The organism is Limimaricola hongkongensis DSM 17492 (assembly GCF_000600975.2).
Taxonomy (GTDB): domain Bacteria; phylum Pseudomonadota; class Alphaproteobacteria; order Rhodobacterales; family Rhodobacteraceae; genus Limimaricola; species Limimaricola hongkongensis.
In genome coordinates, this window is record NZ_KK088653.1 from 684147 (window position 1) to 710415 (window position 26269).

The window sequence follows — 26269 nt, forward strand, 5'->3', positions numbered from 1 at the left end:
CCCGACAGCTTGTTCTGCGCGGCAGTTTATGGGAATAGAGCCGCGGACGACAGGGGATTCCGCCCGTGCGGGGGCCTCGGGGCGCCGACTTACGCCACACACGCAAGGTAGAGACATGCACCTCACAAAGCCCCTCGCCATGCTCGGGACCATCGCCGCCACCCTGACGGCGGGCGCGGTCTCGGCACAGGAGACGATCGCCGAGCTGCCGATCATCGGCACACCGGTGGACGGGGCCGTGGGCTGGCAGCCCGCCGCGACCAAGCTGGCGCGCGACATCCACTGGCTCGACGGGATGCTGCTCGTCATCATCACCGCCATCACGCTTTTCGTCACCGGCCTGCTGGCCTTCGTGATCCTGCGCTACAACAAGCGCGCGAACCCGAAGCCGGCGGTGTTCACCCACAACTCGCCGCTCGAGATCGCATGGACCGTGGTGCCGATCGTGATCCTGATCTTCATCGGCGCCTTCTCCCTGCCGGTGCTGTTCGACCAGCAGGAGATCCCCGAGGGCGACGTGCACATCAAGGTCACCGGCTACCAGTGGTACTGGGGCTACGAGTACCCCGATGAAGAGGTGGCCTTCGAAAGCTTCATGATCGGCGCCGGCATGGGCAACCTCAACGAGGAGATCCTGGCCGAGCTGAACGAGGCCGGCTACGGTGCCGACGAGTTCAAGCTGGCGACCGACACCGCCGTGGTGGTGCCCGTGGGCGCGACCGTGGTGATGGATGTCACCGGCGCTGACGTGATCCATTCCTGGACCATCCCGGCCTTCGGCGTGAAGCAGGACGCGGTGCCGGGCCGGATTGCCCAGCTGTGGTTCGAGGCCGAGCAGGAAGGCGTCTATTTCGGCCAGTGCTCGGAGCTGTGCGGCAAGGACCACGCCTACATGCCGATCACCGTCAAAGTGGTGAGCCCCGAGGCCTATGAGCAGTGGCTCGCGGGCGCCAAGGAAGAGTTCCCGGCCTGAGCCGGAAGCGCAATGACGGGGCCGGGCGCATGAGCGCCCGCCCGACGGGGCGGCCCAGCCGCCAGCCGACATGACGACCGGCCGGGACCGCCCGGCCGCGCCGGCGGGGCAGGGCCCCGCCACCGCGCCACCAGCGACGGCGGAGACAGACCGCCGGACCGGAGCCCGCATGACCGATGCCAGCATGACCAATCTGAGCCGTCCCGGCGCCCCCGAAGCGTCCTTTGGCGATTACTTCGCGCTTCTCAAGCCGCGCGTGATGTCGCTCGTGGTGTTCACCGCGCTGGTGGGCCTCGTGGTGGCGCCGGTGCCGGTGCACCCCTTTCTCGGCTTCGTCGCGATCCTGTGCATCGCGGTGGGTGGCGGGGCGTCCGGGGCGCTCAACATGTGGTGGGACGCCGATATCGACGCGATCATGCGCCGCACCAAGTCGCGTCCGATCCCGTCGGGCAAGACAAGCCCTGGCGACGCGCTGGCGCTGGGGCTCGCGCTGTCGGGCTTTTCGGTCGCGGTGCTGTTTCTGGCCGCCGGGCCGCTGGCGGCGGGGCTTTTGGCCTTCACCATTTTCTTCTACGCCGTGATCTACACGATGTGGCTCAAGCGCTCGACGCCGCAGAACATCGTCATCGGCGGCGCCGCGGGTGCCTTTCCCCCGATGATCGGCTGGGCCGCCGCGACCGGCGACATCGCGATCGAGAGCGTGCTGATGTTCGCGCTGACCTTCATGTGGACGCCGCCGCATTTCTGGGCGCTGGCGCTGTTCGTGAAGACGGATTACGGCGATGCGGGCGTGCCGATGCTGACCGAAACGCATGGCCGCCGCTCCACCCGCCGCCACATCCTCGCCTATACCGTGCTGCTGGTGCCCGTGGCGCTGGGCCTCGGCTTCACCTCGATCGGCGGGCCGGTCTATCTCGCCATCGCGGCGGTGCTGAACCTGCAATTCCTCGCGGGCGCATGGCAGCTGTTCCGGCGGAGCGAGGAACAGGCCGAGGCCGATGGCTACGCCGCCGAGAAGAAGGTCTTCAAGATCTCGCTCGGTTATCTTTTCCTGCATTTCGGCGCGCTCCTGATCGAAGCGGCGCTGCGTCCCTGGGGCGGCTCCTGGCAGATCCTGTCGGGCCTGTTCGGGGCATAAGGAGACATGTCCATGCGTGTCGAACATGAACTGCACCACCGGCGCCGCGGCCGCAATCTCGGTGTCGGCCTGCTGCTGGTGGCCTTTGTCGGGCTGATCTTCGGCCTGACCGTGGTCAAGACGCTGAGCCTTGGCAGCATCGTCGAGCTGGAGAGGTTCGACCATGTCGCGCGGCCGCAGCTGGTGCCGCAAGCCAAGGAGGCCGGGCAATGAGCGCTGAACGGGACAGAAACATCCGTCGCACCGCGCTTCAGACCGTGGGCGTGGTGCTGGTGATGGGCGGACTGGCCTGGGCGTCGGTGCCGTTCTACGACTGGTTCTGCCGCGTCACCGGGTTCGGCGGCGCCACCTCCGTGGCCGAGGCCGGGTCGGACACGGTGCTCGACCAGACCATCACCGTGCGCTTCGACGCCTCGCTCGAACGCGACATGCCGTGGGAGTTCAAGCCGGTCGAGCGCGAGATGGAAATCCGCATCGGCGAGACCGGGCTGGCCTTCTACGAGGCGCACAACCCGACCGACCGTCCGGTGGCGGGGCAGGCGGCCTACAACGTCGCCCCCTATGCGGCGGGCGGCTATTTCGAGAAGATCGAATGCTTCTGCTTCACCGAGCAGGTGCTGCAGCCCGGCGAGACGGTGATGATGCCGGTCAGCTTCTTCGTCGATCCCGAGATCGTCGAGGATCGCGAGGCCAAGTATGTGCACGAGATCACGCTGAGCTATACCTTCTACGAGATCGACCTCCCCGAGGACACGCAGACCGCCGCTCTGGCGCCGGGCAACGAGTCTTTGACACCACCCGCCGGTCAGGCGATAGAAACGAACTGAACGAAAGGCCCGAGGGACCGACGCAATGGCGCATGAGAAGAACCACGATTATCACATTCTGGCCCCGTCCATCTGGCCGTTCATTTCCTCTGTTGGCGCCTTCGCCATGCTGTTCGGCGCGGTCGTCTGGATGCATGGCTCGGGGCCCTGGCTGTTCCTGATCGGCCTCGCGGCCGTGCTTTACACCATGTATGGCTGGTGGGCCGACGTGGTGGGCGAAAGCCGGGTGGGCGATCACACCCCGGTGGTGCGGATCGGCCTGCGCTATGGCTTCATCATGTTCATCATGTCCGAGGTCATGTTCTTCGTGGCGTGGTTCTGGGCCTTCTTCAAGAACGCGCTCTATCCCATGGGGCCGCAAAGCCCGATGGTCGACGGCGTCTGGCCGCCCGAGGGCATCACCACCTTCGACCCGTGGCACCTGCCGCTGATCAACACGCTGATCCTGCTGTGCTCGGGCGCCGCCGCCACTTGGGCGCACCACGCGCTGGTGCACGAGAACAACCGCAAGGACATGCGCAACGGCCTGCTGCTGGCGATCTGTCTCGGCGTGATCTTCACCGGTTTCCAGGCCCTGGAATACTGGGAAGCGCCCTTCACCTTCGGCGGCAACGTCTATGGCGGCGTGTTCTTCATGTCGACGGGCTTTCACGGCGCGCATGTGATCATCGGCACGATCTTCCTCGCGGTCTGCCTGATCCGCCTGCAGCGCGGCGACTTCACCCCCGAGAAGCATGTCGGCTTCGAGGCGGCGGCCTGGTACTGGCACTTCGTCGACGTGGTCTGGCTGTTCCTGTTCTTCTCGATCTACGTCTGGGGCAGCTGACCGGGCGGGGCGGACGCCCCATCCACACAGCCCACCGAACACGGACGCGCGGGCCCTCTCGCGCGTCCGTCTCGTTTCCGGAGACACGATGCGCCGCACCATCCTTCCCTTGTTCATGGGCCTTCTGGGCTGCGCGATCCTGATCGGTCTCGGGGTCTGGCAGGTGCAGCGCCTGTCGTGGAAAAGCGCGATCCTCGCCGATCTCGACGCGCGCATCCTTGCCGCCCCGGTGCCGCTGTCGGGGCTGGGCACCGCCGATCCGCAGGCGCAGCGCTATTTGCCCGTGATCGCCGAAGGCCGCCTGACCGGCGACGAGATCCACGTGCTCTCCGCCGCCGACGGACCCGGCTACAGGGTGATCGGCGTGCTCGACACCGGCGGGCGCCGGGTCATGGTCGACCTGGGCTTCGTGCCGCTGGCGGCCAAGGCGCGGGGCCGCGCCGCGCTCGACGTGATGGTCACCGGCAACCTGCACTGGCCGCAGGAGGTGGATGACTGGACGCCCGCGCCGGACACCGCCGACAATATCTGGTACGCCCGCGATGTCGGCCCGATGGCCGCGGCGCTGGGCACCAAGCCGCTGCTGATCGTGGCACGGCGGGTCACGCCGGAGCTGGGCACATGGCCCATGCCGCTTGACAGCGACGCCGTGCCGAACGACCACCTCGGTTACGCGATCACCTGGTTCTCGCTGGCCGCCGTCTGGGCGGTGATGACCGGCATCTTTTTGTGGCGCGGCCGCCGCGCCGCATCCTGAATTCGAAGGACAGACCCATGCGCTACGTCTCGACCCGCGGCCAGGCTCCGAGCCTCTCCTTCGAGGAGGCCATGCTGACCGGTCTCGCCCGCGATGGCGGGCTTTACGTCCCCGAGACGGTGCCGATGTTCGACCGCGGCCAGATCGCGGCGATGGCGGGCCAGCCCTATGAGGAGGTGGCCTTCCGCGTCATGCGCCCCTTCATCGGCGATGCCTTCTCCGAAGCCGAATTCCGCGACCTTATCGCCAAGGCCTATGCCAGCTTCGCGCATCCCGCCCGCGCGCCGCTCAAGCAACTCGGCCCGAACCATCACCTGCTGGAGCTGTTCCACGGGCCGACGCTGGCCTTCAAGGATTTCGCCATGCAGCTGATCGGCCAGCTGTTCCAGGCCTCGCTCGAACGCTCGGGCGAGCGGATCACCATCGTCGGCGCGACCTCCGGCGACACCGGTTCGGCGGCGATCGAGGCGTTCCGGGGGCTCGCCAATGTCGACGTGGTGATCCTCTATCCGCATGAGCGGATCTCCGAGGTGCAGCGCCGCCAGATGACGACCCCGTCCGAGGACAACGTCCACACGCTCGCGGTGACCGGCGATTTCGACGATTGCCAGGCCGCGCTCAAGGACATGTTCAACGATTTCGCCTTTCGCGACGAGGTGCGGCTCGCGGGCGTGAACTCGATCAACTGGGGTCGGGTGCTGGCGCAGGTGGTCTATTACTTCACCGCCGCCACCAGCCTCGGCGCGCCGCATCGCGAGGTGGACTTCACCGTTCCCACCGGCAATTTCGGCGACATCTACGCGGGCGACATCGCGCGCCGCATGGGGCTCTCGATCGGTCGGCTGGTGATCGCCACCAACCGCAACGACATCCTGCACCGCACCATCGAAAGCGGCGAGCACCGCAAGTCCGGCGTCACGCCGACCATCAGCCCGTCGATGGACATCCAGGTCTCGTCGAATTTCGAGCGCGCGCTGTGGGATGCTTACGGCCGCGACGGCGCGGCGGTCGCCCAGCTGATGGACGAGCTGAAGACAAAGGGCGGTTTCGCGGTGAGCCAAGGCGCCATCGGGCGGCTGCGCGACGGCTTTGCTTCGGGCCGCGCCTCCGAGGAGGAGACCCGCGAGACGATCCGCCGCATCCATGCGCAGACCGGCGAGCTTTTGTGCCCGCATTCGGCGGTCGGCGTGCATGTCGCCGAAGCCCATATGGGCGCGAACCCGATGGTGACGCTCGCCACCGCGCATCCCGCGAAGTTCCCCGACGCGGTCGAGGCCGCCACGACGATCCGTCCGCCCCTTCCAACCCGCATGGCGGGGCTGTATGACCGGCCCGAGCGGGTGACGCGCGTGGAAAACGATCTCGCCGCCCTGCAATCCGTCATTCGGGAGAAAATCGCGCGGTGAGTGTAAGGCTTCACACCCTGTCCAACGGTTTCCGCATCGCCACCGAGCGGATGCCGGGGCTGCAATCGGCCTCGATCGGCATCTGGGTGCTGGCCGGTGGCCGCCACGAGACCGCGGACCAGAACGGCATCGCGCATTTCCTCGAACACATGGCGTTCAAGGGCACGAAGACGCGCTCCGCGCTCGCCATCGCCGAGGCGATCGAGGATGTGGGCGGCTACATCAACGCCTATACCTCGCGCGAGATGACGGCCTATTACGCCCGCGTGCTGGGGCAGGACGTGCCGCTGGCGCTCGACGTGATCTCGGACATCCTTCTGAACCCGGTCTTTTCCGAAGACGAGATCGAGGTCGAACGCGGCGTGATCCTGCAGGAGATCGGCCAGGCGCTCGACACGCCCGACGACATCATCTTCGACTGGCTCCAGGAAGAGGCCTATCCCGATCAGCCGCTGGGCCGCACCATCCTCGGCCCGGCCGAGCGGGTGTCGCAGTTCAGCCGCGCCGATCTTCAGGATTTCACCCGGTCGCATTACGGGCCCGGCCAGCTGATCCTGTCGGCGGCGGGCGATGTCGACCATGACGAGATCGTTGCCGCCGCCGAAAAGCTGTTTGGCGGTCTGGCGCCGCGCGTCACCGCGCCGATCCAGCCCGCAGCTAGGTTCATGGGCGGCGAACGCCGCGTCATCAAGCCGCTGGAGCAGGTGCATTTCGCGATGGCGCTCGAAGGGCCGGATTACCGCGACCCGGCGATCTATACCGCGCAGATCTATGCGACCGCCTTGGGCGGCGGCATGTCGTCGCGGCTGTTCCAGAAGGTCCGCGAGGATCGCGGCCTGTGCTACACCATCTTCGCGCAGGCCGGGGCCTATGAGGACACCGGCATGACCACGATCTATGCGGGCACATCGGCCGAGGAGATCGGTGATCTGGCGCGGATCACCATGGACGAGATGAAGCGCGCCGCCGAGGACATGTCAGAGGCCGAGGTGGCCCGCGCCCGCGCCCAGATGAAGGCCGGGATGCTGATGGGGCTCGAAAGCCCGTCGAACCGGGCCGAGCGGCTGGCCCGGATGCTGGCGATCTGGGGCCGGGTGCCCGGCGTCGAGGAGGCGGTCGAGAAGATCGACGCCGTCACCGTCGAGGCGGTGCGCGACTTCGCCGCCCATGCGGCGGGCGGCGCGGGCAGCGCGCTGGCGCTTTATGGCCCTGCCGAAAAGGCCCCGCATCTGTCGGAGCTGAAGGAAAGGCTCGCCGCCTGATGCTCGGCCAGCGTCGGCGGGTCCAGATCGAGACCGAGCGGCTGACGCTGCGCCCGCCCGCGCATGGCGATTTCCGGGCCTGGGCGGCGCTGCGCGAGGATTCGGCGGCCTTTCTCACCCGGTGGGAGCCGACATGGGCCGCCGATCACCTGACCCGGCGCGCCTTTACCAACCGCGTCTACTGGGCCCAGCGTTCGATCAGCCAGAACACGGCGCTGCCGCTGTTCCTCATCCGGCGCGCCGACGACATGCTGCTCGGGGCGATCACGCTCGACAACATCCGCCGCGGCCCGGCGCAAGCGGGCACCACCGGCTACTGGATCGGCGCGCCCTTCGCGCGCGAGGGCTACATGCGCGAAGCGGTGCAGGCGGTGGTGCATCACGCCTTCACGGCGATGGATCTCAGCCGGATCGAGGCGGGCTGCCTGCCCGAGAACACGCCGTCCCGGCGGCTTCTGGAAAGCTGCGGCTACAAGTATGAGGGCGTGGCCCAGAGCTATCTTCAGATCGACGGGCGCTGGCGCAATCACGTGCTCTACGCCAATCTGCGCGCCGACAGGCGCGGCCGCACCGAGACCGGCTGACCCGAGACGCCCCAAGGAGACCGCCATGCTGAATCCCGCCACGCCCGCGTTTCTCGACACCCTGCGCGACCGGCTGCCCGACGCGGTCTTCCGCACGGCGGGGCCCGAGCATCTGGAGGAGCCGCGCGGGCGCTATCGCGGCGCGGGGCTCTTGCTCGCGCCGGGCAGCACGCAGGAGGTCGCCACGATCATGCAGGCCTGCCACGCGGCGCGCATCGGCGTGGTGCCGCATGGCGGCGGCACCGGTCTGGTGGGCGGGCAGGTGATGCAGGAAGGCGCGGCGCCGGTGATCCTGTCTCTGGCGCGGATGGATGCGATCCGCGAAGTCTACGCTTCCGAGAACGTGCTCGTGGCCGAAGGGGGCGCGATCCTGTCGGACGTGCAGGCGGCGGCGCGCGAGGCGGGGCGGCTGTTCCCGTTGTCGCTCGCCTCCGAAGGCTCGGCCCGGATCGGCGGGCTGCTCGCGACCAACGCCGGCGGGCTCAACGTGCTGCGCTATGGCAATGCGCGCGCGCAATGCCTCGGGCTGGAGGTGGTGACGGCGCAGGGCGAGATCTGGCACGGGCTGACGCGGCTTTACAAGGACAACACCGGCTACGATCTGCGCGACCTGATGATCGGCGCCGAGGGCAGCCTCGGCATCATCACCGCCGCCGCGCTGAAGCTGGCGCCGGTTCCGGCGGCCTCCGGCACGGCGCTGTTTCAAGTGGCCTCGCCGCGCGCCGCGCTCGATCTGCTGGCGCTGGCGCGCGACCGGGTCGGCGACAACGTCACCGCCTTCGAGCTGATGCACCGGCAGGGGCCGGAGTTCCTGATCGAAGCCGGGCTCGACGCGCGGGTGCCGCTCGACCCTGTACCCGAATGGATGGTGCTGGTGGAGCTGGGCCTGCCCGAGGGGCTCGCCCCCGAGGACAGTCTCGCCGCGATCTTCGAGGCGGCGGTTGAGGCGGGTATCAGCCAAGACGGCGTCATCGCCTCGTCCGAGGCGCAGTCCGAGGCGCTCTGGGCGATCCGCGAGACGATCCCCGAGGCCAATCGCCGGATCGGCTCGATCTCGTCGCACGACATCTCGGTGCCGCTCTCGGCGCTGCCCGATTTCATCGATCAGGGCGGCCCGGCGCTGCGGGCGCTTGGCGACGTGCGGATCAACTGCTTTGGCCATCTCGGCGACGGCAATCTGCACTACAACGTCTTTCCGCCCAAGGGCCGGGACCGGAACGACTTCGAGAAGATCCGCCCGAAGGTGAAGGAACTGGTCCACGATCTCGCCCATGCCTTCGGCGGGTCGGTCAGCGCCGAACACGGGATCGGGCGGCTCAAGGTCGGGGATCTGGAGCGCTATGGCGATCCGGTGAAGCTCGCCATGATGCGGGCCATCAAGACGGCGCTCGACCCGAACGGCATCCTCAACCCCGGCGCCGTTCTGCGCGGTTGATGCCGGATCTGCGTATTTTCGGAATGGTGAAGGTCAAGCCGCGCGCGCCCCTTTCACCATTCCTCAAATACGCAAATTCCGACGCTGGCTTCAGTCGCCCTCATAGGCGCAGAGCGCCTCGACCCGGTGCCCGAGCCCTTCGAGCAGCTCGCGACCGCCGAGATCCTTGAGATCGATGACGAAGGCGCAGGCCACCACCTCGGCGCCCAGCCGCTCGATCAGCTTGATCCCGGCTTCGGCGGTGCCGCCCGTGGCCAGCAGGTCGTCGACCAGAAGCACCTTCTGGCCCTGATGCAGCGCGTCGTCATGCAGCTCGACCTCGGCCTCGCCATATTCGAGCTTGTAGCTCTGGCTGATGGTGCGGCCCGGCAGCTTGCCCTTCTTGCGGATCGGCACGAAGCCGGTGCCCAGCCGGTCGGCCAGCGCGCCGCCGAGGATGAAGCCGCGCGCCTCCAGTCCCGCGACCGTGTCGATCTGCAGCCCCTCGCAGGCCTCGACCAGCCCCTCGATGGCGAGCCGCAGCCCGTCGCGATCGGCGAACAGCGTCGTCACGTCCCGGAACATGATGCCTTCATGCGGAAAATCGGGGATGGTGCGGATGTAGTCGGTCACATGGGCCATGACGGCTCCTGTCTGGGGGGCGGGCGGGGCCCGCTTCGGATTTCGGCCCCCGGATGGGGGCGGCGCGTTCATAAAGCGCGCGGGCCGCGTTGCGAAGCCCGATTCGGGGAAACGGCGCGTTTGCGGGTTCCGTCGTGGCGCGGTGTGGGATATGCCCGCCCCGCAGCCCGAATGACCAGCAAGCGAAAGTGAGCCGATGAGCCGATCTCCCCTGGCCGTGGTGGCCAATGCCGTTTCCTCGGAAAACGCCCCCGCCCTGCCAAGCTCCCCCGCCGACTACAAGACCGAGATCCTGTCGGGGCTGACCGTGGCGCTGGCGCTGGTGCCCGAGGCGGTGGCCTTTGCCTTCGTCGCCGGGGTGAACCCGCTGGTGGGCCTCTACGCGGCGTTTCTCGTCGGGTTGATCACGGCGCTGATCGGCGGCCGCCCGGGGATGATCTCCGGCGCCACCGGAGCGCTCGCGGTCGTCATGGTCAGCCTCGTGGCCGAGCACGGGGTGGAGTATCTCTTTGCCACCGTGGTTCTGATGGGCATCCTTCAGGTCGCGGCGGGCATCTTCAAGCTCGGCAAGTTCATGCGCCTCGTGCCGCACCCGGTGATGCTCGGCTTCGTCAACGGGTTGGCCATCGTCATCGGCCTGTCGCAGCTCGAACAGTTCCACGATCCCGCCTCGGGCGGTTTCCTGTCGGGCTTTCCGCTGGTGCTGATGCTGGGGCTCGTGGCGCTCACCATGTTCATCATCTGGATCATGCCGCGCCTGACCCGCGCGATCCCTGCGCCGCTTGCGGCCATCGGCATCGTCGCCGCGATCGTCATCGGTCTCGGCCTGCCGGTGCCGCGCGTGGGCGATCTGGCGCAGATCTCGGGCGGGCTGCCCGAATTCTCCGTGCCGCTGGTGCCGCTGAACTTCGAGACGCTGGGCATCATCCTGCCCTATGCGCTGATCCTCGCCGCGATCGGCCTGATCGAAAGCCTGCTGACGCTCAACCTCGTGAGCGAGATCACCGGCAAGCGCGGCGGCGCGAGCCAGGAATGCGTGGCCCAGGGCATCGCCAACGTCGTCACCGGTTTCTTCGGCGGCATGGGCGGCTGCGCGATGATCGGCCAGTCGATGATCAACGTCTCCTCGGGCGGGCGCACGCGCCTTGCCGCCGCCTCGGCCGCGATCTTCCTTCTGTGCTTCATCCTCTTCGCCGCGCCGGTGATCGAGCAGATCCCGCTCGCAGCCCTTGTCGGCGTGATGTTCATGGTCGTCATCGGCACCTTCGCGTGGAACACCTTCCGCGTGATGCGCCGCGTGCCGCGGGTCGACAGCGTGGTGATCGTGCTGGTGACGGTGATCACCGTGCTGACCGACCTCGCCACCGCCGTGGTCGCGGGCGTGATCGTCTCGGCGCTGGCCTATGCGTGGCAGAACGCCACCCGGATCGGCGCGCGCACCTTCCGCACCGAGGACGGGGCCAAGGTGTACAAGGTGCAGGGGCCGCTGTTCTTCGGCTCTGCCGACGGCTTTGCCGAGCTGTTCCAGGTGGAAACCGACCCCGAGCATGTCGTCGTCGATTTCGAGCACAGCCGCGTGGCGGACCAGTCGGCGCTGGCCGCGATCGAGACGATGGCCGACCGCTATACCAAGGCGGGCAAGCGACTGGTGCTGCGGCACCTGTCGCCCGACTGCCACGCATTGCTGCGCCGCTCGGGCCAGCTCGTGGTCGAAAGCGATGACGATCCGGCCTATGGCGTCGCGGTGGATTACGACGTGCAGCCCGGCGCGCTGGGCGGCGGGCACTAAAAGGCCCGGCGCGGCGCAGGGCCCGGACGTCGGGCCTTGCGTATTTTCGGAACAAAGTTGCCAAGGGGCGGTCCGAATGGGCCGCCCTTTGGCCGTCATGAGCCGGGGCGATCCAGGCTGAACAGCTCGGTCACGCGGGCATAGTCGCGATAGCCCAGCCGCGAAAGCGGCTGAAAGGCGGTCACGTCGAAGCGGCCGTCGCGGATGCAGTCGTCGCGCATGTGCACGCCCGTCACCTCGCCGATGGCCATGAAGTTATGCGCGCCTTCCAGCGCGACGATCTTGACGAGGCGGCATTCGAGCGAGGCGGGGGGCGTTCGCCACGCGCGAGCAGGCGATGGTGTCGCATTCCGCGCGTTCGATGCCCGCGAGGGCGAATTCGTCATCCTCCTTGGGCCAGGGGCCAGAGGTCGCGTTCATCGCGTCGCGCATCGCGTATTCGACGATGTTGACGCAGAACTGCCCGGTTTCGCGGATGTTGAACATGGTGTCCTTGGACCAGGGCCGGTCGCCCTTGGCCGAGGTCGAGGCGAACATCACCTGCGGCGGCACATAGGCCACGGCATTGAAGAACGAGTAGGGCGCGAGGTTCTCGCTCCCGTCCGGGCCGCGCGTCGACACCCAGGCGATGGGGCGGGGCGTGACGATGGCGTTGAACGGGTTGTGCGGCAGACCGTGGCCGTCCTCGGGGCGGTAGAACATCGCGAATTCCTTTCCTGTCGCGCCAAGAGGTAGCGGTGCGGCGAGCCCCGGTCCAGCGGTGCGAGCAGTTTGCACCGCCCCCGTGCCATGCTAGGGCGCGCGCGCGGCGCGCATCGCCGCCGAGGGCGGGGGAGACGGATGGCGGAGATCGCGCAAGAGGGGGCCGGGGATTACCACGAGGTCGAGGCGCTGTATGACCTGTGTTTCGCGCCGGGGCGCGAGGCGCTGTCCTCCTACAGGCTGCGCGACGGCGTGGCGCCGCAGGCCGGTCTGTGCCTGATCGCGCGGGGCCGCGCCGGAGAGGTGGCGGGCGCGATCCGGACATGGCCGGTGCGTCTCGGCCGCCATGGCGCGCTTTTGCTCGGGCCCGTCGCCGTCCACCCGACCCGGCAGGGCGAGGGGCTGGGCGGATTGCTGATCTTCGAGGTGATTGCGCGTGCCCGCGCCGCCGGGCATCCGCGCATGATGCTGGTGGGCGATGCGCCCTATTACTCCCGCTTCGGTTTTGCGCGGCTCGATGGCGTGATCATGCCACCGCCGACCAACCCCGAACGGGTGCTGGGCATCGCGCTTGTCCCCGGTGCATGGGACGGGCTGCGCGGCGAAATCGCGCGCGCGGCAGATGACGGCCGCACGATGACGGATTGAAAATCGGCCCGGTCATCCCAAGTATCGGCGCATGAGCCCCCGCATGCGCGAAATCAATCCCGACCCGCCGCCACAGCCCTTCGACGACAGCGTCCGGGCCGAGATTTCGGGGCTGGCTGCACGGCAGGCGCGCGCGGGCCGGGGGCTGATGCGGATCGTCAATCTCGCGGGCGACCGGGTCGAGGATGGCATGCGGTTGTTGCCGAAGCCTGCCCGCGCCCGGATCGAAACGGCAGCCCGGGCCGCGCTGGCGCGCAGCTATGATCTCGCCGCGCGCACGCGGGGCGGCGGCACCTCCGGGACGGCGGCGCTGGAGGCCGCTCTGGGCACCGACGGCGCCGCGCGCGTCATGGCGACGCTGTCGGGGGCGCTGGGCGGGCTGGGCGGTCTGACCACCGCGCTGGCGGAACTGCCGGTCGCCACGACGATGATCTTTCGCGCCGTGCAGCGCGTGGCCGAGGCCAATGGCGAGGATCCCGCCAGTGCGGAAACCCGCACCGAATGCCTGCGCGTCTTTGGCGCGGGCGGGCCGGGGGCGGGCGATGATGGGATCGACACCGCCTTTCTGGGGGCGCGGCTGGGGCTGTCGGGCGTGGCGGTGAACCGGCTGATCGCGCGGATCGCGCCGCGCTTTGCCACCGTGCTGGGCCAGAAGCTCGCCGGGCAGGCGGTGCCGATCCTCGGCGCCGCCGCCGGGGCGGGCACGAATTATGCCTTCATCGACTATTATGTCGAAGTGGCGCACGTGCATTTCGGCCTGCGGCGGCTGGCGCGGCTGCATGGCGAGGAACAGGTGCTCGACGCGTTCCACGCAGCACTCGAACGCCACCGCATGCCGACGCGCCGGGGCTAGATCTTCGCGGTATTGACCCGCTTGGACAGGGCCTCTGGGCTTTCCAGCCGCTCGGAGTAGCGATCGGTGAGGGTGGGCCGACCGCGCGTCATCAGCGTGAACTTCACCAGCTCCTCCATCACGTCGACGATGCGGTTGTAATAGGGCGAAGGCTTCATGCGCCCGGCCTCGTCGAATTCGTCCCATGCCTTGGCGACCGAGGACTGGTTCGGGATCGTCACCATCCGCATCCAACGCCCCAGCACCCGCATCTGGTTGAGCGCGTTGAAGCTCTGCGAGCCGCCGCAGACCTGACACAGGGCGAGCGTCTTGCCCTGCGTGGGGCGCACGCTGCCCACGGAAAGCGGAATCCAGTCGATCTGCGCCTTGAGGATGCCGGTCATCGCGCCGTGCCGCTCGGGGCTCGACCAGACCATGCCCTCGGACCATTCAGCCAGACCGCGCAGCTCGGCCACCTTAGGGTGATCGGCGGGCGCGCCATCTGGAAGGGGAAGGCCGGCGGGGTCGAAGATCCGCACCTCGGCACCCAGATGTTCGAGCAGCCGCGCCGCCTCCTCGGCCACGAAGCGCGAAAAGGAGCGTTCCCGCAGGCTGCCATACAGGATGAGGATGCGCGGCGCATGACCCGGATCGCCGGGTGCGGCGTAAAGCGCGGGATCGATCGGCGCCAAGAGGGCGGTGTCGAGTTGTGGCAGATCGGGCATGAGGAACTCCGGCGTTTCATTTCCAATATTCTGGATATATGGAAATGAGCTGCTGGATCAAGCCCTACATCAGCCAGCCCTGCGAGGTCAGCCAGCGGGTCACGGCGGGCCGGACCGAGGCGTTTTCGCTGCCGCGCGCCTCGTCGATCACTTCGCGCAGCGCCTTGAGGTTGCAGTGCCGGATCAGGTGCTTGACCGGGCCGACCGAGGCGGGGCGCATTGACAGCATCGGAAATCCAAGCGCCGCGAGACACAGCGCCTCCATCGGCCGCCCGGCATCCTCGCCGCAAAACGAGATCGGCGTGCCGGCCGCCTTGGCGCGGCCGAGGATGTGGTCGAGAAAGCCGAGAAAGCTCACATCGAGCGTGTCGTAGCGGCGGCGCACCCGTTCGTTTTCTCGGTCGGCGGCAAAGAAGAACTGCTTGAGATCATTGCCGCCCACCGACAGGAAATCGACATCGCGAAAGAAGCTTTCGGGCGCATAGGCGAGGCTGGGTGTCTCCAGCATCGCGCCGACTTCGACGCTTTCGGGCAGCGGGTGGCCGAGGATGCGCTCGCGCTCCATCGCCTTTTCGAACTCCTCGCGCGCGGCGTAGAACTCCGCCGGCAGCGCGATGAAGGGAAACATCACCGCGAGCGGGCGGCCATTGGCCGCGCGGATCAACGCCTGAAGCTGCATCCTGAGCACGCCCGGCTTGTCGAGCCCGACCCGGATCGCGCGCCAGCCCATCGCCGGGTTCGGCTCGTCATTGGGCTTCATGTAGCTCAGCACCTTGTCCGAGCCGATGTCGAGCGTGCGAAAGGCGACGCGCTTGCCGTTGGCCGAATCCATGACCCGCGCATAGAGCGCCGACAGCTCGGCCCGCTTAGGCATCTTGTTGCGGATCAGGAATTGCAGCTCGGTGCGAAACAGCCCCACGCCCTCGGCGCCCGATCCCTTGAGCGAGGGCAGGTCGGCCATCAGGCCCGCGTTCATGTGCAGCGACACGGTGGTGCCGCACAGCGCCGTGGCCTTCAGGTCGCGGATCGAGGCATAGCGTTCGAGCGCCCGTGCCTGCATCGCGATCTTGTCGCGAAAGGCGGTCTTGATGGTTTCCTCGGGGCGCAGATGCGCGACACCCTGATCGCCGTCGACGAGGATCACGTCGCCGTTCAGCGCCTCTTGCGTGACGTTCTTGGCATGGATCACCAGCGGGATCGCCCAGGCCCGCGCCACGATCGCGGCGTGGGAGCCGACCGAGCCATCCTCCAGCACGATGCCCTTGAGCTTCTTGCCGTATTCCAGAAGCTCGCCGGGGCCGATATTGCGCGCCACCAGCACCGGGTCGTCGGGCATCTCGGCGCCGGTGTCGCGGCCCTGTCCGGTGAGAATGCGCAAGAGCCGGTTCGACAGATCGTCGAGATCCGACAGCCGTTCGCGCATGTAGTGATCGCCCGACCGGTTCATCCGCGAGCGTGCGAGCGACTGTTCCTTTTCGACCGCGGCCTCGGCCGAAAGGCCGCTTTCGATGTCCTCCTCCATGCGCCGCATCCAGCTGCGCGAATTGGCGAACATGCGATAGGTTTCCAGGATCTGCACCTGGTCGGGATTGGTCTTGGTGGCGCCCGACAGCATTTCGTCCACCGTCACCCGCAGCTCGTCCACCGCGTCGCGCAGCCGCGCCAGCTCGGCGGCCGGGTCCTCGGCGATCGGGTTCGTGACGACGACGCGCGGCTCGTGCAGCCAGACGCGCCCCTCGGCCGCGCCCTCCTGCCCGGAGGTGCCGCGAAACAGCACCGCCTGCTGGTGGCGCGCCGAGAGCGCGGCGCCGGTGTCGACGAAGGCGCCAAGCTCGGTCATCTCGGCCAGTACCATGGCGACCACCTCCAGCGCGTAGATCTCGTCGGGGGTGAATTCACGGGCGTTCTTGGATTGGACGACAAGCACGCCCAAGGGTTCGCCCAGTCGCTGGATCGGCACGCCGCAAAAGCTCGAATACCGCTCCTCGCCGGTTTCGGGCATGTAGCGAAAGCCGTGTTCAGAGGGCGCGTCGGCGGTGTTGACCACCTGCCGCGTGCGGGCGGTGCGGCCCACCAGGCCTTCGCCCAGCCGCATCCGCGTCTGGTGCACGGATTCGGCCATCAGCCCTTCGGTGGCGCACAGCTCCAGCGTTTCGGCGTCGCGAAACAGGTAGATCGAGCAGACCTCCGTCTTCATCGACGAGGCGATCAGCCCGACGATGCGATCGAGCCGCGCCTGGCCCGCCCCGCCTTCGGCCATCACGGCCGAAAGCCGACCAAGGAGCTTGCGGCTTTCGGTTTCTACCAGTCGATCGACCATCGCCGCCCTCTCACCGCCATGCCCGGGGGGAGTGGTCCCGGTCAGGCGGCCTTGTCCAGCCCGAAGGCATCATGCAGGGCCTGCACCGCGAGTTCCATGTATTTCCGGTCGATCAGAACGGAAATCTTGATCTCGGAGGTGGTGATGACCTTGATGTTGATCCCCTCGGCGGCGAGCGCCTTGAACATGTCGGCGGCGACGCCGGTATGGCTGCGCATGCCGATGCCGACGACCGACACCTTGGCGACGCCGGTGTCGGTGACGAGATCGTTGAAGCGGATGTCGCCGCGCTCGCGCGCCGCCTCGACCGCCTTTTCGGCGCGCATCACCTGGTCGTTGGGGCAGGAGAAGGTCATGTCGGTGCGACCTTCTTCGGAGATGTTCTGGACGATCATGTCCACGTTCACGCCCGCATCGGCGAGCGCGCCGAAGATCGCCGAGGCGATGCCGGGCCGGTCGGCCACGGAGATGAGCGTCATCTTGGCCTCGTCGCGCGAATAGGCGACACCGGCGACCACGTTGCTTTCCATGATTTCCTCCTCGTCGCAGACGAGCGTTCCGGCCTCGTCGGACTGTTCCTCGAAGCTCGACAGCACGCGCAGCTTCACCTTGTAGCGCATCGCCAGCTCGACCGAGCGGGTCTGCAGCACCTTGGCCCCGAGCGAGGCCAGCTCCAGCATTTCCTCAAAGGCGATCCGGTCGAGCTTGCGCGCCTTTTCGCAGATCCGCGGGTCGGTGGTGTAGATCCCGTCCACGTCGGTGTAGATGTCACAGCGCTCGGCCTCGAAGGCGGCGGCGAAGGCCACGGCGGTCGTGTCCGACCCGCCGCGCCCCAGCGTGGTGATCCGGCCTTCAGGGCTCACGCCCTGAAATCCCGCGATCACCGCGACCTTCATGCCTTCGGCGAACTTGGCGCGGATATTGGCGGGCGGGATGTCCTCGATCCGCGCGGCGCCATGGGCGCTCGTTGTCTGCACCGGCACCTGCCAGCCCTGCCAGCTGCGCGCCGGAACATCCATTTCCTGCAACCGCAGCGCCATCAGCCCGGCGGTCACGTTCTCGCCCGAGGAGGTGACGGCGTCGTATTCGCGTGCGTCGTACATCGGCGAGGTCTCGTTCACCCAGCCGACCAGCTCGTTGGTCTTGCCCGCCATCGCCGAGACGATCACGATCACCTCGTGCCCCTTGGCCACCTCGACGGCCACGCGTTTCGCGGCCCGGTGGATCCGGTCGAGCGTGGCGACGGAGGTGCCGCCGAATTTCATCACCAGGACCGACATGTCTCTCCCCGCGCAGATTCCGGCGCCTGCATAGCGGCGGGGCAACGCGAGGGCAATGCGCGATGGCGGGCTAGTTGGTCCGGCGCTTCGGCGCGAAGGGCAGGGGCGCCACGGAGATGCCGTCCTCGATCAACCGACGCGCCTCCTCGGGGCGGGCCTCGCCGTGGATCGCGCGTTCGGGGCTCTTGCCCTCGTGCATGTCACGGGCCTCGCGCGCGAAGGCATCGCCGACATAGTCGGAGCTCGCCTCCACCTTGCGGCGCAGCTCGGCCATCGCCTTTTCGAGCGGGTTGCCCGGCTCGGAAAGCCCGCGCCTCGCGGATCGGCCGCTTTCGCTCACCGAAGGGGCCATCAGCGCCTTGCTCACGCGGCTATCGCCGCAGACCGCGCAGGAAAGCTGCCCCGCGCGCTCCAGCGCGTCATAAGCGTTGGCGGAGGCGAACCAGCTGTCGAAGGCGTGGCCGTTCTTGCAGGTGAGGTCGTAACGGATCATCGGCGCATGTCCCGGTGGCGGATAGGCTTCAGATAGGCGTTCGGGCGTGGCTGTGCAAAGCACGGCGCTTCACGAGCGCGCGGAAGGCGGGCAAAGCTGCCTCAGCCGGGCGCTGCCATGCCGGAAACCAAACCGAGCACCATCTGCCGCAGCTCCGGCGCGTCGAGCTTGGCCGCGGCGCGGGCGGGGGTGAACCATTTGCGCCGCCGCTCCGCGCGTTCGGGCCAGTCGTCGAGCGTCCGCGTGACCTGCAGCGGAAAGACCATCGCGAAATGCGGAATGCCGGATTTCGTGTAGGTCCAGATGCCAAGGCAGCGATCCTCGGGCTGGCCCAGCAGGCCGGCCTCCTCGCGCGCCTCGATGGCGGCGGCCTCGGCGGGCGTGGTGCGATCCATCGGCCAGCCCTTGGGCAAGATCCAGCGGCCCCGTCCGCGGCTGGTGACAAGGCAGATCTCGATTCCGTCCGCGGCATCGCGCCACGGCAGCGCCGCGAACTGCGTGCGCCCGAGGCGCTGGTGCTGCTTGGCGATGCGGAGCGGAAGCTGGATCATGAGGTCTCCGAAAAAGGGCACGCGACGTCGCGGCAGGTTTCACGAGCGGGCCGGGGCTTGCAAGATCGTCGCGCGTGCTATCTGCGCCATGGTGCAAAGGGGCCGCGCCCACCCGGAGGCGCGCGCGGCACGACGGGAGAGGCATGGCCGCATCGGCGCGTTTCATCGGATCGGAGATCTATCGCGGGTCGAGCTATGGCGATTGGCACCCGCTGCGGGTGCCGCGGGTCTCGACCGTCATGGATCTAGGCCGGGCGCTGGGCTGGCTGCCGCCGGAGATCTACATCCGCAGTCCTCGCGCGCGCCCGGCGGCTCTGCACGCCTTTCACACGCCGGACTACGTCTCGGCCCTGCTGGCGGCGGAGGAGACGCAGGCGGTCGATGCGCGGACCCGCGCGCGGCATCATCTCGGCAGCCCGGCGAACCCGGTCTTTCCCGAAATGTACCGCCGCCCGGCCACGGGGGTCGGTGGTGCGCTGCTGGCGGGGGAGCTGCTGCGCGCGGGCGGGCGGCTGCACCTGCCGGGGGGCGGCACGCATCACGGCCTGCCGGACCGGGCGAACGGGTTTTGCTATCTCAACGACCCGGTCTTCGCGATCCTGTCGCTCAAGGCGCATGGCGCGCGGCGTGTCGCCTATGTCGATATCGACGCGCATCATTGCGACGGCGTCGAGGCGGGCTTTGCCAAGGACCCCGACACGCTGCTCGTTTCCACCCATGAAGAGAACCGCTGGCCGCGCACCGGCGCGGTGACGGATGAAGGCGCGGGGCAGGTGTTCAACCTGCCGATCCCCTCGGGCGCGGCGGACGACGCGATGGCGCTGGCGCGCGACCGGGTGATCGTTCCCGCCGTCGCGGCCTTTCGGCCCGATGCGATCGTGCTGCAATGCGGGGCCGACGCGCTGCTCGAAGACCCGCAGTCGCGGCTGGCGATGTCGGGGCATGCGCATCTGGCTGTATTGCGAGCGCTGCTGCCGCTGGCGCCGCGCTTCCTGCTGATGGGCGGCGGCGGCTACAACCCGTGGAGCGTCGGGCGGCTCTGGACCGCCGCATGGGCCGTGCTGTCGGAGCGCGAGATCCCCGAACGGTTGCCCGCCGCCGCGCAGGCGGTGTTGCGGGCGCTGGTCTGGCGGGGGCAAAAACGGGTCGCGACACCGCCCGAGGCATGGCTCACGACGCTGATCGATCTTCCGCGCCCCGGCGAGATCCCGCAGCCGCTGCGCGACCGGGTCGCGGCGCTGGAGTCACGGCTGCTCGCCTGGGTATAGGGGCGGTCTTGCGGGGCAGGGCCGGGGGATGCGACAGGGGCGCGTGAAACGAGGTGACCGATGCACGTGAAACCCCTTCTCGCGGCGCTGGCGCTGGCGCTGCCCGGCGCGGCGCGGGCCGACATCCTGACCTTTGCGGCGGCCAGCTTGGGCGGCCCGCTCGACCGCGTCGTCGCCGCATGGGAAGCGCAGGGCGGCGAGGCGGTGACGGTCTCCTATGCCGGAAGCTCGGCGCTGGCGCGGCAGATCGCGGCGGGGGCTCCGGCGGAGCTGTTCATCTCGGCGAACCCGGACTGGATGGACGCCGTGGCCGAGGAGGGGTTGCTCGTGGACGAGAGCCGCCGCGACCTGTTGGGCAACACGCTGGTGCTCATCGCCGCCGATGCGCAGGCCGCGCCGGTCGAGATCGGCCCTGATCTCGACTTGGGGGCGATGCTGGGCTCGGGGCGCCTCGCGATGGCGCTGGTCGATGCGGTGCCCGCGGGCCAGTATGGCCGCGCGGCGCTGCGGCATCTGGGGCTGTGGGACGCTGTCGCACCGCATGTCGCGCAGGCCGAGAACGTGCGCGCGGCGCTGGCGCTCGTGGCCAGCGGGGCCGCGCCCCTTGGCATAGGCTATGCGACCGACGCCGCCGAGGAGCCGCGCGTCGGTGTCATCGGGACGTTTCCGAAAAACAGCCACGCGCCGATCCGCTACCCGGCGGCGCTGATCGACGGGGCGAGCGAGGGCGCGGTGGATTTCCTCGACTTCCTGTCGGGCCCCGAGGCGACGGCGATCTTCGCCGAGGCCGGGTTCGAGGTGTCGCGATGATCGACTGGCTCGGTCCCGAGGAATGGCAGGCGGTGCGGCTGTCGCTCAAGGTGTCGGCGACAGCCGTCGCCGCGAGCCTGCCGCTGGGCCTTCTGTGCGCGCTGGCGCTGGCCAAGGGGCGGTTTCCGGGGCGGCAGTTGCTCAACGGGCTGGTGCACCTGCCGCTGATCCTGCCGCCGGTGGTCACGGGCTACCTGCTGCTCGTCGCGTTCTCGCGGCAGGGTCCGCTCGGCTCGGTTCTCGAACCACTGGGCATCTCGTTTGCCTTTCGCTGGACCGGGGCGGCACTGGCGGCGGCGATCATGGCGTTTCCGCTGATGGTGCGCCCCATGCGGCTTGCGTTCGAGGCGGTGCCGCCCGCCTTGGAACAGGCGGCGGCGACGCTGGGGGCGTCGCGGTTGCGGGTGTTCGCCACGGTGACGTTGCCGCTGGCGCTGCCGGGGGTGGTCGCGGGTGCGATCCTCGCCTTCGCCAAGGCGATGGGAGAGTTTGGCGCGACGATCACCTTCGTGTCGAACATCCCCGGTGAAACCCGCACCGTGCCGACCGCGATCTATGCCTTCCTGCAGATGCCGGGCGGCGAGGGCGCGGCGCTGCGGCTGGTGGCGGTCTCGGTGGTGCTGGCCATGGGGGCGCTTCTGGTTTCGGAATGGCTGTCGCGCCGCATCGCAAGACGGGTCGCGGCATGATCGCGGTCGCGGCGAAAAAGCGGCTCGGCGCCTTCGATCTCGACGCGGCGTTCGAGGCGCCGCCGGGCGTCACCGCGCTGTTCGGCAAATCGGGTTCGGGCAAGACCAGCCTGATCAACGCCGTAGCCGGGCTGATGCGTCCCGATGCGGGGCGGATCGAGATCGACGGCGCGGTGCTGTTCGATAGTTCAGCGCGGATCGACGTACCCGTGCATCGCCGCCGCGTCGGCTATGTGTTTCAGGATGCGCGGCTGTTTCCGCATATGAACGTCGCGAAGAACCTTGCCTATGGCGGCCGGCACGACCGCGACCGGGTGATCGATCTGCTGGGGCTCGACGGCCTGCTCGACCGGCGCCCCGCCGCGCTGTCGGGCGGTGAGCGGCAGCGCGTGGCGATCGGGCGGGCGCTGATGTCGGACCCGCGCATCCTGTTGATGGACGAGCCGCTTTCGGCGCTCGACGCCGAGCGCAAATCCGAGATCCTGCCCTGGCTGGAGCGGCTGCGCGACGAGGCCGGTCTGCCGATCCTCTATGTCAGCCATGCCGCCTCGGAGGTCGCGCGTCTGGCCACCACGGTCGTCGTGATGGAGGCGGGCGGCGTGAAGCGCGCGGGCGCGGTGGCCGAGGTGCTGTCGGACCCGGCGGCGGTGGGCATGATCGGCGCGCAGGAGGCGGGCGCGGTGGTGCGGGCGCGGATCGCCGGGCTCGACCGGATCGACGGGCTGACCGAGCTTGCGCTCGCGGGCGGACGGATCGTTCTGCCGGGGCGGCTGGGCGGAATCGGCACGCATCTGCGGCTGCGGATCTCGGCGCAGGACGTGATCCTGAGCCGCGACAAGCCGCAGGGGCTGAGCGCGCTCAACATCCTGTCGGCCAAGGTGACGGCGATCGACGAGGGCCCCGAAGGGGTCGCGGTGGGGCTGCTTTGCGGCGCCGACCGGCTTCTTGCCCGTGTCACCCGTCGCTCGGCGCGGGCATTGCGGCTGGAGCCGGGCCAGCAGGTCTGGGCCATCGTCAAGGCCAGCGCCGTGGCCCCCGACGACGTGAGCGGCGCGACTTGAGCGCAGGCCGCATAGCGCGCCTTTCGTCATTCCTCAAATACGCAAGAACCGCCGCCGGCGATCAGCGCAGCTGGCTGTCCTTGGAGCCGCGCCGGTTGAACCCGCCGCGGGCCTGTGGCCGGGCATCGCGCCCCTGCTGGCAGTCGACGCAGAGCTTGACCCCCGGGATCGCCGCGCGGCGCCTTTCGGGGATCTCCTCGTCGCATTCGGCGCAATGGGTGCGGCTTTCGCCGGTGGGTCCGCGCCGCGCCTGCATGCGTTTCAGTTCGTCATTGATCGAGGCTTCGATCTGTTCTTCCACCGCGCCGTCGCGGGCCCATCCACCGGCCATGTGATGTCCTCTCTGGTCCAGTCCCCCCTTCGACATAGGCAGGTGCTGCCATGATCCAACCCCCGGAACGCGAAACGCCCCGCCGGTGCGGCGGGGCGTTCCAAGCCGTGCGGCGGGTCGGATCAGACCGGCATGGCTTCCTTGGAGGGGCCGGGATCGCCGAGGTGATCATGGTCCGACAGGTCCATGATGTCCTCGTTGTCATTGGCCCAGTTGGCGCGGTCCTTTTCGGAGGCCTTGGGCGAGAACAGGCCGGTGATGGCATAGAACACGCCGATGACCGGTGCCGTCCAGCAGGCGAAGGCCAGCGGGATGTAGAGCAGGTTCTCCATGTTGCCGTCCATGATGCCGAGCCCCAGCGCGGTGATCACGAAGGCGCCGCCGGCGTTCCACGGGATCAGCGGGCTCATCAGCGTGCCGCCTTCCTCGACGGCGCGGCTGAGGTTGAGCGTGGAGTAGCCCATGCCGCGATAGAGCGGTGCGTACATCCGGCCCGGCAGCGCGATCGAGATGTAAGGATCGCCCGCCACCACGTTGGTCGCAAAGGCCGTGAAGATGGCCGAGGACTGCACCGCGGTGAAGCTCTTCACCTTGTTGACGATCGACAGGATGATCGATTCGAGGCAGCCGGTGCGCTCCAGCGCGCCGCCAAAGCCCAGCGCGATCAGCATGAGCGAGATCGTCCACATCATCGACTGGATGCCGCCCTTGTTCAGCAGGGCGTCGATATCGGCGATGCCGGTATCGATCGAGTACCCCGACTGCGCGAAGGTGAACACGTCATGCAGGCCCACGCCCTGCTGGAAAATCGCGATCACGCCACCGAGCAGCACGCCCGCGAAAAGCGACGGAAGCGGCGGCTGGCGGAACAGCGCGAGGCCGATGACCAGCAGCGCAGGCGTCAGCGGGATCAGCCCGAGGGCAAAGTCCTGTTCGAGCCGCGCGGTGATCTGTGTGATCGCCTCGAGCGAGGTGTCGGCCGGTTCGATCAGCCCGTAACCCGCGACGATATAGACGCCGAGCGCGATCAGCATGGCCGGCACGGTGGTCGGCAGCATGTTCTGGATGTGATCGAAGATGTTCACGCCGGTCACGGCGGGCGCGAGGTTGGTGGTGTCGGACAGCGGCGAGATCTTGTCGCCGAAGAAGGCGCCCGAGACAATCGCGCCAGCGGTCCAGTACATCGGGATGCCGAAGCCCGCGCCGATGCCCATCAGCGCGACGCCGATGGTGCCGACGGTGCCCCAGGACGTGCCCAGCGACAGCGAGACGACCGCACAGAGGATCATCGCCGCGGCAAGGAAGATCGAGGGGTTCAGAAGCGTCAGGCCGTAATAGATCAGTGTCGGCACGGTGCCCGAGGCGATCCAGACGCCGATGATCATGCCGACCACGATCAGCACCGACAGCGACGGCAGGGAGACGTGGATGACGTGGAACACGCCTTCGCGGATATCGGTCCATTTCTGGCCGCGCATCACGCCCAGAAGACCGGTGATGGCAAGGCCGATCACCAGCGGGATATGCGGCGTGAAGTCGCCGAAATAGAACAGCTGCAAGGCCAGAAGGCCCAGCGTCAGCACGACCGGCAGCAGGGCCAGTCCGAGGGAAGGCAGGTTTCTATCGGTCACGTGGGAGCGTTCTCCTGGCTGTTTCAAAGAGAGCCTTATGGGGGAACTAGCGGAGAATTGCTACCGGGGTAGGGGAATTTCGTCTGAAAATATGCGCATTCGAAGGCCAAATGATCGGCAAACTTGCATTATTTCAGCCAGATCGGTTTGTCGTGCGAAAGGGCGCAGGTGTTTGTGCAGGAGGGCGCCCTAGACGCGGCGGGTGCGGGCCCACATCTGTTGTCGTCGACCGGACAACTGATTGACGAGGACGACCGCGATGAAGGATCTCAACGACTACACCCCGCCCAAGGTCTGGCGCTGGAACGCCGAGAACGGCGGTCAGTTCTCCAAGACCAACCGCCCCACCGCCGGGGCCACGCATGAGGCGGCGCTGCCCGAGGGCAAGCATCCGTTCCAGCTCTATTCCATGGCCACGCCCAATGGCGTGAAGGTCACGGTGCTGTTCGAGGAGCTTCTGGAGGCGGGGCACACGGGCGCCGAATACGATGCCTGGCTCATCAAGATCGGGGATGGCGACCAGTTCGGCTCGGGCTTCGTGGAGTTGAACCCGAATTCCAAGATCCCGGCGCTTCTGGACCGCTCCGGCGAAAAACCGCAGCGCGTGTTCGAATCCGGCGCGATCCTTCTGCATCTCGCGGAGACGTTCGGCGCCTTCCTGCCCAAGGATCCGGGTCAGCGTACCGAGGCATTGAACTGGCTGTTCTGGCAGATGGGCAGCGCGCCCTATCTGGGCGGCGGCTTTGGCCATTTCTATGCCTATGCGCCCGAGAAGTTCGAATACCCGATCGACCGGTTCAGCATGGAGGCCAAGCGCCAGCTCGACGTGCTCGACCGTCACCTGGCCGAGAACGACTATATGGCCGGTGAGTATTCGATCGCCGATATCGCGATCTGGTCGTGGTACGGCCAGCTGGTTCTGGGGCGTCTTTACGACGCGGCCGAATTCCTCGACGTGGAAAGCTACAGCCACGTGATGCGCTGGGCCAAGGCGATCGACGCCCGCCCCGCGGTGCAGCGCGGCCGCATGGTCAACCGCCCCTTCGGCGACCCGGCCATGCAGCTGCACGAGCGGCACTCGGCCGAGGATTTCGAAACCAAGACACAAGACAAGATCGGCGGCTGATCGCGGATCCTTGCAAGACGGGAGGCCGGTATCGAAAGATGCCGGCCTTTTTCTATTCAAGAGCAGCGATTTGAGTGGCTGGCTTCATGCGGCTCACGCGCGTCTGCCCCCGCCTTCCTGCGCGCCTTTTCCTATCGGTGTCCTGTCGCGAAACCCGGCAATGCGCGACGCGCGGGCCAAGAGC

At 68.1% G+C, this 26269-nt stretch carries 26 protein-coding genes and 1 pseudogene; 18 read left to right on the plus strand and 9 right to left on the minus strand.

Annotated elements, in window-relative coordinates:
- Positions 1-115: 115 nt before the first annotated feature.
- The 10 genes from coxB to LOKHON_RS13755 all read left to right on the plus strand — a co-directional run bounded on the left by coxB (position 116) and on the right by LOKHON_RS13755 (position 9208).
- A complete protein-coding gene (gene coxB, locus LOKHON_RS13710) occupies positions 116-973 on the plus strand; it encodes a cytochrome c oxidase subunit II (protein ID WP_051059620.1) in 858 nt (285 codons plus the stop codon).
- A 169-nt stretch (positions 974-1142) separates the two neighbouring features.
- A complete protein-coding gene (gene cyoE / locus LOKHON_RS13715; RefSeq protein ID WP_017927249.1) occupies positions 1143-2111 on the plus strand; it encodes a heme o synthase in 969 nt (322 codons plus the stop codon).
- A 6-nt stretch (positions 2112-2117) separates the two neighbouring features.
- A complete protein-coding gene (locus LOKHON_RS13720; RefSeq protein ID WP_026147321.1) occupies positions 2118-2324 on the plus strand; it encodes a hypothetical protein in 207 nt (68 codons plus the stop codon).
- Positions 2321-2938 carry a cytochrome c oxidase assembly protein gene (locus LOKHON_RS13725; protein WP_017927251.1) on the plus strand — a complete coding sequence of 206 codons (618 nt, stop codon included), beginning with the start codon at positions 2321-2323 and terminating at the stop codon, positions 2936-2938. Before LOKHON_RS13720 ends, LOKHON_RS13725 begins: the two co-directional genes overlap by 4 nt.
- A gap of 25 nt (positions 2939-2963) precedes the next feature.
- Positions 2964-3764, plus strand: coding sequence for a cytochrome c oxidase subunit 3 (locus tag LOKHON_RS13730; RefSeq protein ID WP_017927252.1), 801 nt, complete (start codon positions 2964-2966; stop codon positions 3762-3764).
- A gap of 88 nt (positions 3765-3852) precedes the next feature.
- The gene (locus tag LOKHON_RS13735) at positions 3853-4521 is read left to right on the plus strand and encodes an SURF1 family protein (RefSeq protein ID WP_017927253.1); all 669 of its coding nucleotides are present in this window, start codon (positions 3853-3855) and stop codon (positions 4519-4521) included.
- A 17-nt stretch (positions 4522-4538) separates the two neighbouring features.
- Positions 4539-5927, plus strand: coding sequence for a threonine synthase (gene thrC / locus LOKHON_RS13740; protein ID WP_017927254.1), 1389 nt, complete (start codon positions 4539-4541; stop codon positions 5925-5927).
- Positions 5924-7189, plus strand: coding sequence for a M16 family metallopeptidase (locus tag LOKHON_RS13745; protein ID WP_026147322.1), 1266 nt, complete (start codon positions 5924-5926; stop codon positions 7187-7189). Before thrC ends, LOKHON_RS13745 begins: the two co-directional genes overlap by 4 nt.
- Positions 7189-7773, plus strand: coding sequence for a GNAT family N-acetyltransferase (locus LOKHON_RS13750; RefSeq protein WP_017927256.1), 585 nt, complete (start codon positions 7189-7191; stop codon positions 7771-7773). Before LOKHON_RS13745 ends, LOKHON_RS13750 begins: the two co-directional genes overlap by 1 nt.
- A gap of 25 nt (positions 7774-7798) precedes the next feature.
- Positions 7799-9208, plus strand: coding sequence for an FAD-binding oxidoreductase (locus LOKHON_RS13755; protein ID WP_017927257.1), 1410 nt, complete (start codon positions 7799-7801; stop codon positions 9206-9208).
- Between the two features lie 90 nt (positions 9209-9298).
- Here LOKHON_RS13755 and LOKHON_RS13760 read toward each other — a convergent pair whose 3' ends face one another.
- On the minus strand, positions 9299-9829 hold the full coding sequence (locus tag LOKHON_RS13760) for an adenine phosphoribosyltransferase (RefSeq protein WP_017927258.1): 531 nt from the start codon (positions 9827-9829) through the stop codon (positions 9299-9301).
- Between the two features lie 196 nt (positions 9830-10025).
- Between LOKHON_RS13760 and LOKHON_RS13765 the strand changes: the two genes are divergently transcribed.
- Positions 10026-11618: a SulP family inorganic anion transporter gene (locus LOKHON_RS13765; protein ID WP_017927259.1), complete on the plus strand. Its 1593-nt coding sequence runs from the start codon at positions 10026-10028 to the stop codon at positions 11616-11618.
- A 95-nt stretch (positions 11619-11713) separates the two neighbouring features.
- Here the strand turns inward: LOKHON_RS13765 and LOKHON_RS13770 are convergent.
- A pseudogene (locus LOKHON_RS13770) lies at positions 11714-12320 on the minus strand (flavin reductase family protein).
- Positions 12321-12458: 138 nt separating this feature from the next.
- Here LOKHON_RS13770 and LOKHON_RS13775 point away from each other — a divergent pair.
- Together LOKHON_RS13775 and LOKHON_RS13780 are read left to right on the plus strand one after the other, a co-directional pair.
- Positions 12459-12968, plus strand: a complete 510-nt coding sequence (locus LOKHON_RS13775) for a GNAT family N-acetyltransferase (RefSeq protein WP_017927261.1) — start codon at positions 12459-12461, stop codon at positions 12966-12968.
- A gap of 31 nt (positions 12969-12999) precedes the next feature.
- Positions 13000-13821: an EcsC family protein gene (locus tag LOKHON_RS13780; RefSeq protein WP_245631465.1), complete on the plus strand. Its 822-nt coding sequence runs from the start codon at positions 13000-13002 to the stop codon at positions 13819-13821.
- Here the strand turns inward: LOKHON_RS13780 and arsH are convergent.
- The 5 genes from arsH to LOKHON_RS13805 all read right to left on the minus strand — a co-directional run bounded on the left by arsH (position 13818) and on the right by LOKHON_RS13805 (position 19169).
- Entirely contained in the window at positions 13818-14525 is a 708-nt protein-coding gene (gene arsH, locus LOKHON_RS13785; protein ID WP_017927263.1) for an arsenical resistance protein ArsH, read from the minus strand. The two genes, LOKHON_RS13780 and arsH, sit on opposite strands and share 4 nt — an antisense overlap.
- A gap of 64 nt (positions 14526-14589) precedes the next feature.
- Positions 14590-16845 (minus strand): phosphoenolpyruvate--protein phosphotransferase, encoded by a 2256-nt coding sequence (locus LOKHON_RS13790; RefSeq protein WP_017927264.1) that lies wholly within the window; start codon positions 16843-16845, stop codon positions 14590-14592.
- A 41-nt stretch (positions 16846-16886) separates the two neighbouring features.
- Positions 16887-18125, minus strand: coding sequence for an aspartate kinase (locus LOKHON_RS13795; RefSeq protein WP_017927265.1), 1239 nt, complete (start codon positions 18123-18125; stop codon positions 16887-16889).
- Positions 18126-18195: 70 nt separating this feature from the next.
- Complete coding sequence (locus LOKHON_RS13800; protein WP_017927266.1) at positions 18196-18618, minus strand: DUF1178 family protein; 423 nt, start codon at positions 18616-18618, stop codon at positions 18196-18198.
- A gap of 101 nt (positions 18619-18719) precedes the next feature.
- Positions 18720-19169 (minus strand): NUDIX hydrolase, encoded by a 450-nt coding sequence (locus tag LOKHON_RS13805; RefSeq protein WP_017927267.1) that lies wholly within the window; start codon positions 19167-19169, stop codon positions 18720-18722.
- 143 nt (positions 19170-19312) lie between these two features.
- Between LOKHON_RS13805 and LOKHON_RS13810 the strand changes: the two genes are divergently transcribed.
- Genes LOKHON_RS13810 through modC form a run of 4 tightly spaced genes read left to right on the plus strand, consistent with a single transcriptional unit; the run spans position 19313 to position 22997 of the window.
- A complete protein-coding gene (locus tag LOKHON_RS13810) occupies positions 19313-20437 on the plus strand; it encodes an acetoin utilization protein AcuC (protein ID WP_017927268.1) in 1125 nt (374 codons plus the stop codon).
- A gap of 60 nt (positions 20438-20497) precedes the next feature.
- Positions 20498-21247, plus strand: coding sequence for a molybdate ABC transporter substrate-binding protein (modA, locus tag LOKHON_RS13815; protein WP_017927269.1), 750 nt, complete (start codon positions 20498-20500; stop codon positions 21245-21247).
- On the plus strand, positions 21244-21936 hold the full coding sequence (gene modB, locus LOKHON_RS13820; protein ID WP_017927270.1) for a molybdate ABC transporter permease subunit: 693 nt from the start codon (positions 21244-21246) through the stop codon (positions 21934-21936). Before modA ends, modB begins: the two co-directional genes overlap by 4 nt.
- Positions 21933-22997, plus strand: a complete 1065-nt coding sequence (gene modC, locus LOKHON_RS13825; protein ID WP_017927271.1) for a molybdenum ABC transporter ATP-binding protein — start codon at positions 21933-21935, stop codon at positions 22995-22997. The genes modB and modC overlap by 4 nt, the downstream gene beginning before the upstream one ends.
- A gap of 61 nt (positions 22998-23058) precedes the next feature.
- On the opposite strand, the gene LOKHON_RS13830 is transcribed toward modC, so the two are convergent.
- Positions 23059-23328: a DksA/TraR family C4-type zinc finger protein gene (locus LOKHON_RS13830; protein WP_017927272.1), complete on the minus strand. Its 270-nt coding sequence runs from the start codon at positions 23326-23328 to the stop codon at positions 23059-23061.
- A gap of 122 nt (positions 23329-23450) precedes the next feature.
- Entirely contained in the window at positions 23451-24959 is a 1509-nt protein-coding gene (nhaC, locus tag LOKHON_RS13835) for a Na+/H+ antiporter NhaC (protein WP_017927273.1), read from the minus strand.
- Between the two features lie 259 nt (positions 24960-25218).
- Here nhaC and yghU point away from each other — a divergent pair, with 259 nt between their 5' ends.
- Positions 25219-26085, plus strand: coding sequence for a glutathione-dependent disulfide-bond oxidoreductase (gene yghU / locus LOKHON_RS13840; protein ID WP_017927274.1), 867 nt, complete (start codon positions 25219-25221; stop codon positions 26083-26085).
- Positions 26086-26269: the final 184 nt, after the last annotated feature.

Coding starts and splice junctions, on each gene's coding strand:
- coxB (WP_051059620.1), top strand. CDS start 116: ATGCACCTCACAAAGCCCCTCGCCATGCTCGGGACCATCGCCGCCACC.
- cyoE (WP_017927249.1), top strand. CDS start 1,143: ATGACCGATGCCAGCATGACCAATCTGAGCCGTCCCGGCGCCCCCGAA.
- LOKHON_RS13720 (WP_026147321.1), top strand. CDS start 2,118: ATGTCCATGCGTGTCGAACATGAACTGCACCACCGGCGCCGCGGCCGC.
- LOKHON_RS13725 (WP_017927251.1), top strand. CDS start 2,321: ATGAGCGCTGAACGGGACAGAAACATCCGTCGCACCGCGCTTCAGACC.
- LOKHON_RS13730 (WP_017927252.1), top strand. CDS start 2,964: ATGGCGCATGAGAAGAACCACGATTATCACATTCTGGCCCCGTCCATC.
- LOKHON_RS13735 (WP_017927253.1), top strand. CDS start 3,853: ATGCGCCGCACCATCCTTCCCTTGTTCATGGGCCTTCTGGGCTGCGCG.
- thrC (WP_017927254.1), top strand. CDS start 4,539: ATGCGCTACGTCTCGACCCGCGGCCAGGCTCCGAGCCTCTCCTTCGAG.
- LOKHON_RS13750 (WP_017927256.1), top strand. CDS start 7,189: ATGCTCGGCCAGCGTCGGCGGGTCCAGATCGAGACCGAGCGGCTGACG.
- LOKHON_RS13755 (WP_017927257.1), top strand. CDS start 7,799: ATGCTGAATCCCGCCACGCCCGCGTTTCTCGACACCCTGCGCGACCGG.
- LOKHON_RS13760 (WP_017927258.1), bottom strand. CDS start 9,829: ATGGCCCATGTGACCGACTACATCCGCACCATCCCCGATTTTCCGCAT.
- LOKHON_RS13765 (WP_017927259.1), top strand. CDS start 10,026: ATGAGCCGATCTCCCCTGGCCGTGGTGGCCAATGCCGTTTCCTCGGAA.
- LOKHON_RS13775 (WP_017927261.1), top strand. CDS start 12,459: ATGGCGGAGATCGCGCAAGAGGGGGCCGGGGATTACCACGAGGTCGAG.
- LOKHON_RS13780 (WP_245631465.1), top strand. CDS start 13,000: ATGAGCCCCCGCATGCGCGAAATCAATCCCGACCCGCCGCCACAGCCC.
- arsH (WP_017927263.1), bottom strand. CDS start 14,525: ATGCCCGATCTGCCACAACTCGACACCGCCCTCTTGGCGCCGATCGAT.
- LOKHON_RS13790 (WP_017927264.1), bottom strand. CDS start 16,845: ATGGTCGATCGACTGGTAGAAACCGAAAGCCGCAAGCTCCTTGGTCGG.
- LOKHON_RS13795 (WP_017927265.1), bottom strand. CDS start 18,125: ATGTCGGTCCTGGTGATGAAATTCGGCGGCACCTCCGTCGCCACGCTC.
- LOKHON_RS13800 (WP_017927266.1), bottom strand. CDS start 18,618: ATGATCCGTTACGACCTCACCTGCAAGAACGGCCACGCCTTCGACAGC.
- LOKHON_RS13805 (WP_017927267.1), bottom strand. CDS start 19,169: ATGATCCAGCTTCCGCTCCGCATCGCCAAGCAGCACCAGCGCCTCGGG.
- LOKHON_RS13810 (WP_017927268.1), top strand. CDS start 19,313: ATGGCCGCATCGGCGCGTTTCATCGGATCGGAGATCTATCGCGGGTCG.
- modA (WP_017927269.1), top strand. CDS start 20,498: ATGCACGTGAAACCCCTTCTCGCGGCGCTGGCGCTGGCGCTGCCCGGC.
- modB (WP_017927270.1), top strand. CDS start 21,244: ATGATCGACTGGCTCGGTCCCGAGGAATGGCAGGCGGTGCGGCTGTCG.
- modC (WP_017927271.1), top strand. CDS start 21,933: ATGATCGCGGTCGCGGCGAAAAAGCGGCTCGGCGCCTTCGATCTCGAC.
- LOKHON_RS13830 (WP_017927272.1), bottom strand. CDS start 23,328: ATGGCCGGTGGATGGGCCCGCGACGGCGCGGTGGAAGAACAGATCGAA.
- yghU (WP_017927274.1), top strand. CDS start 25,219: ATGAAGGATCTCAACGACTACACCCCGCCCAAGGTCTGGCGCTGGAAC.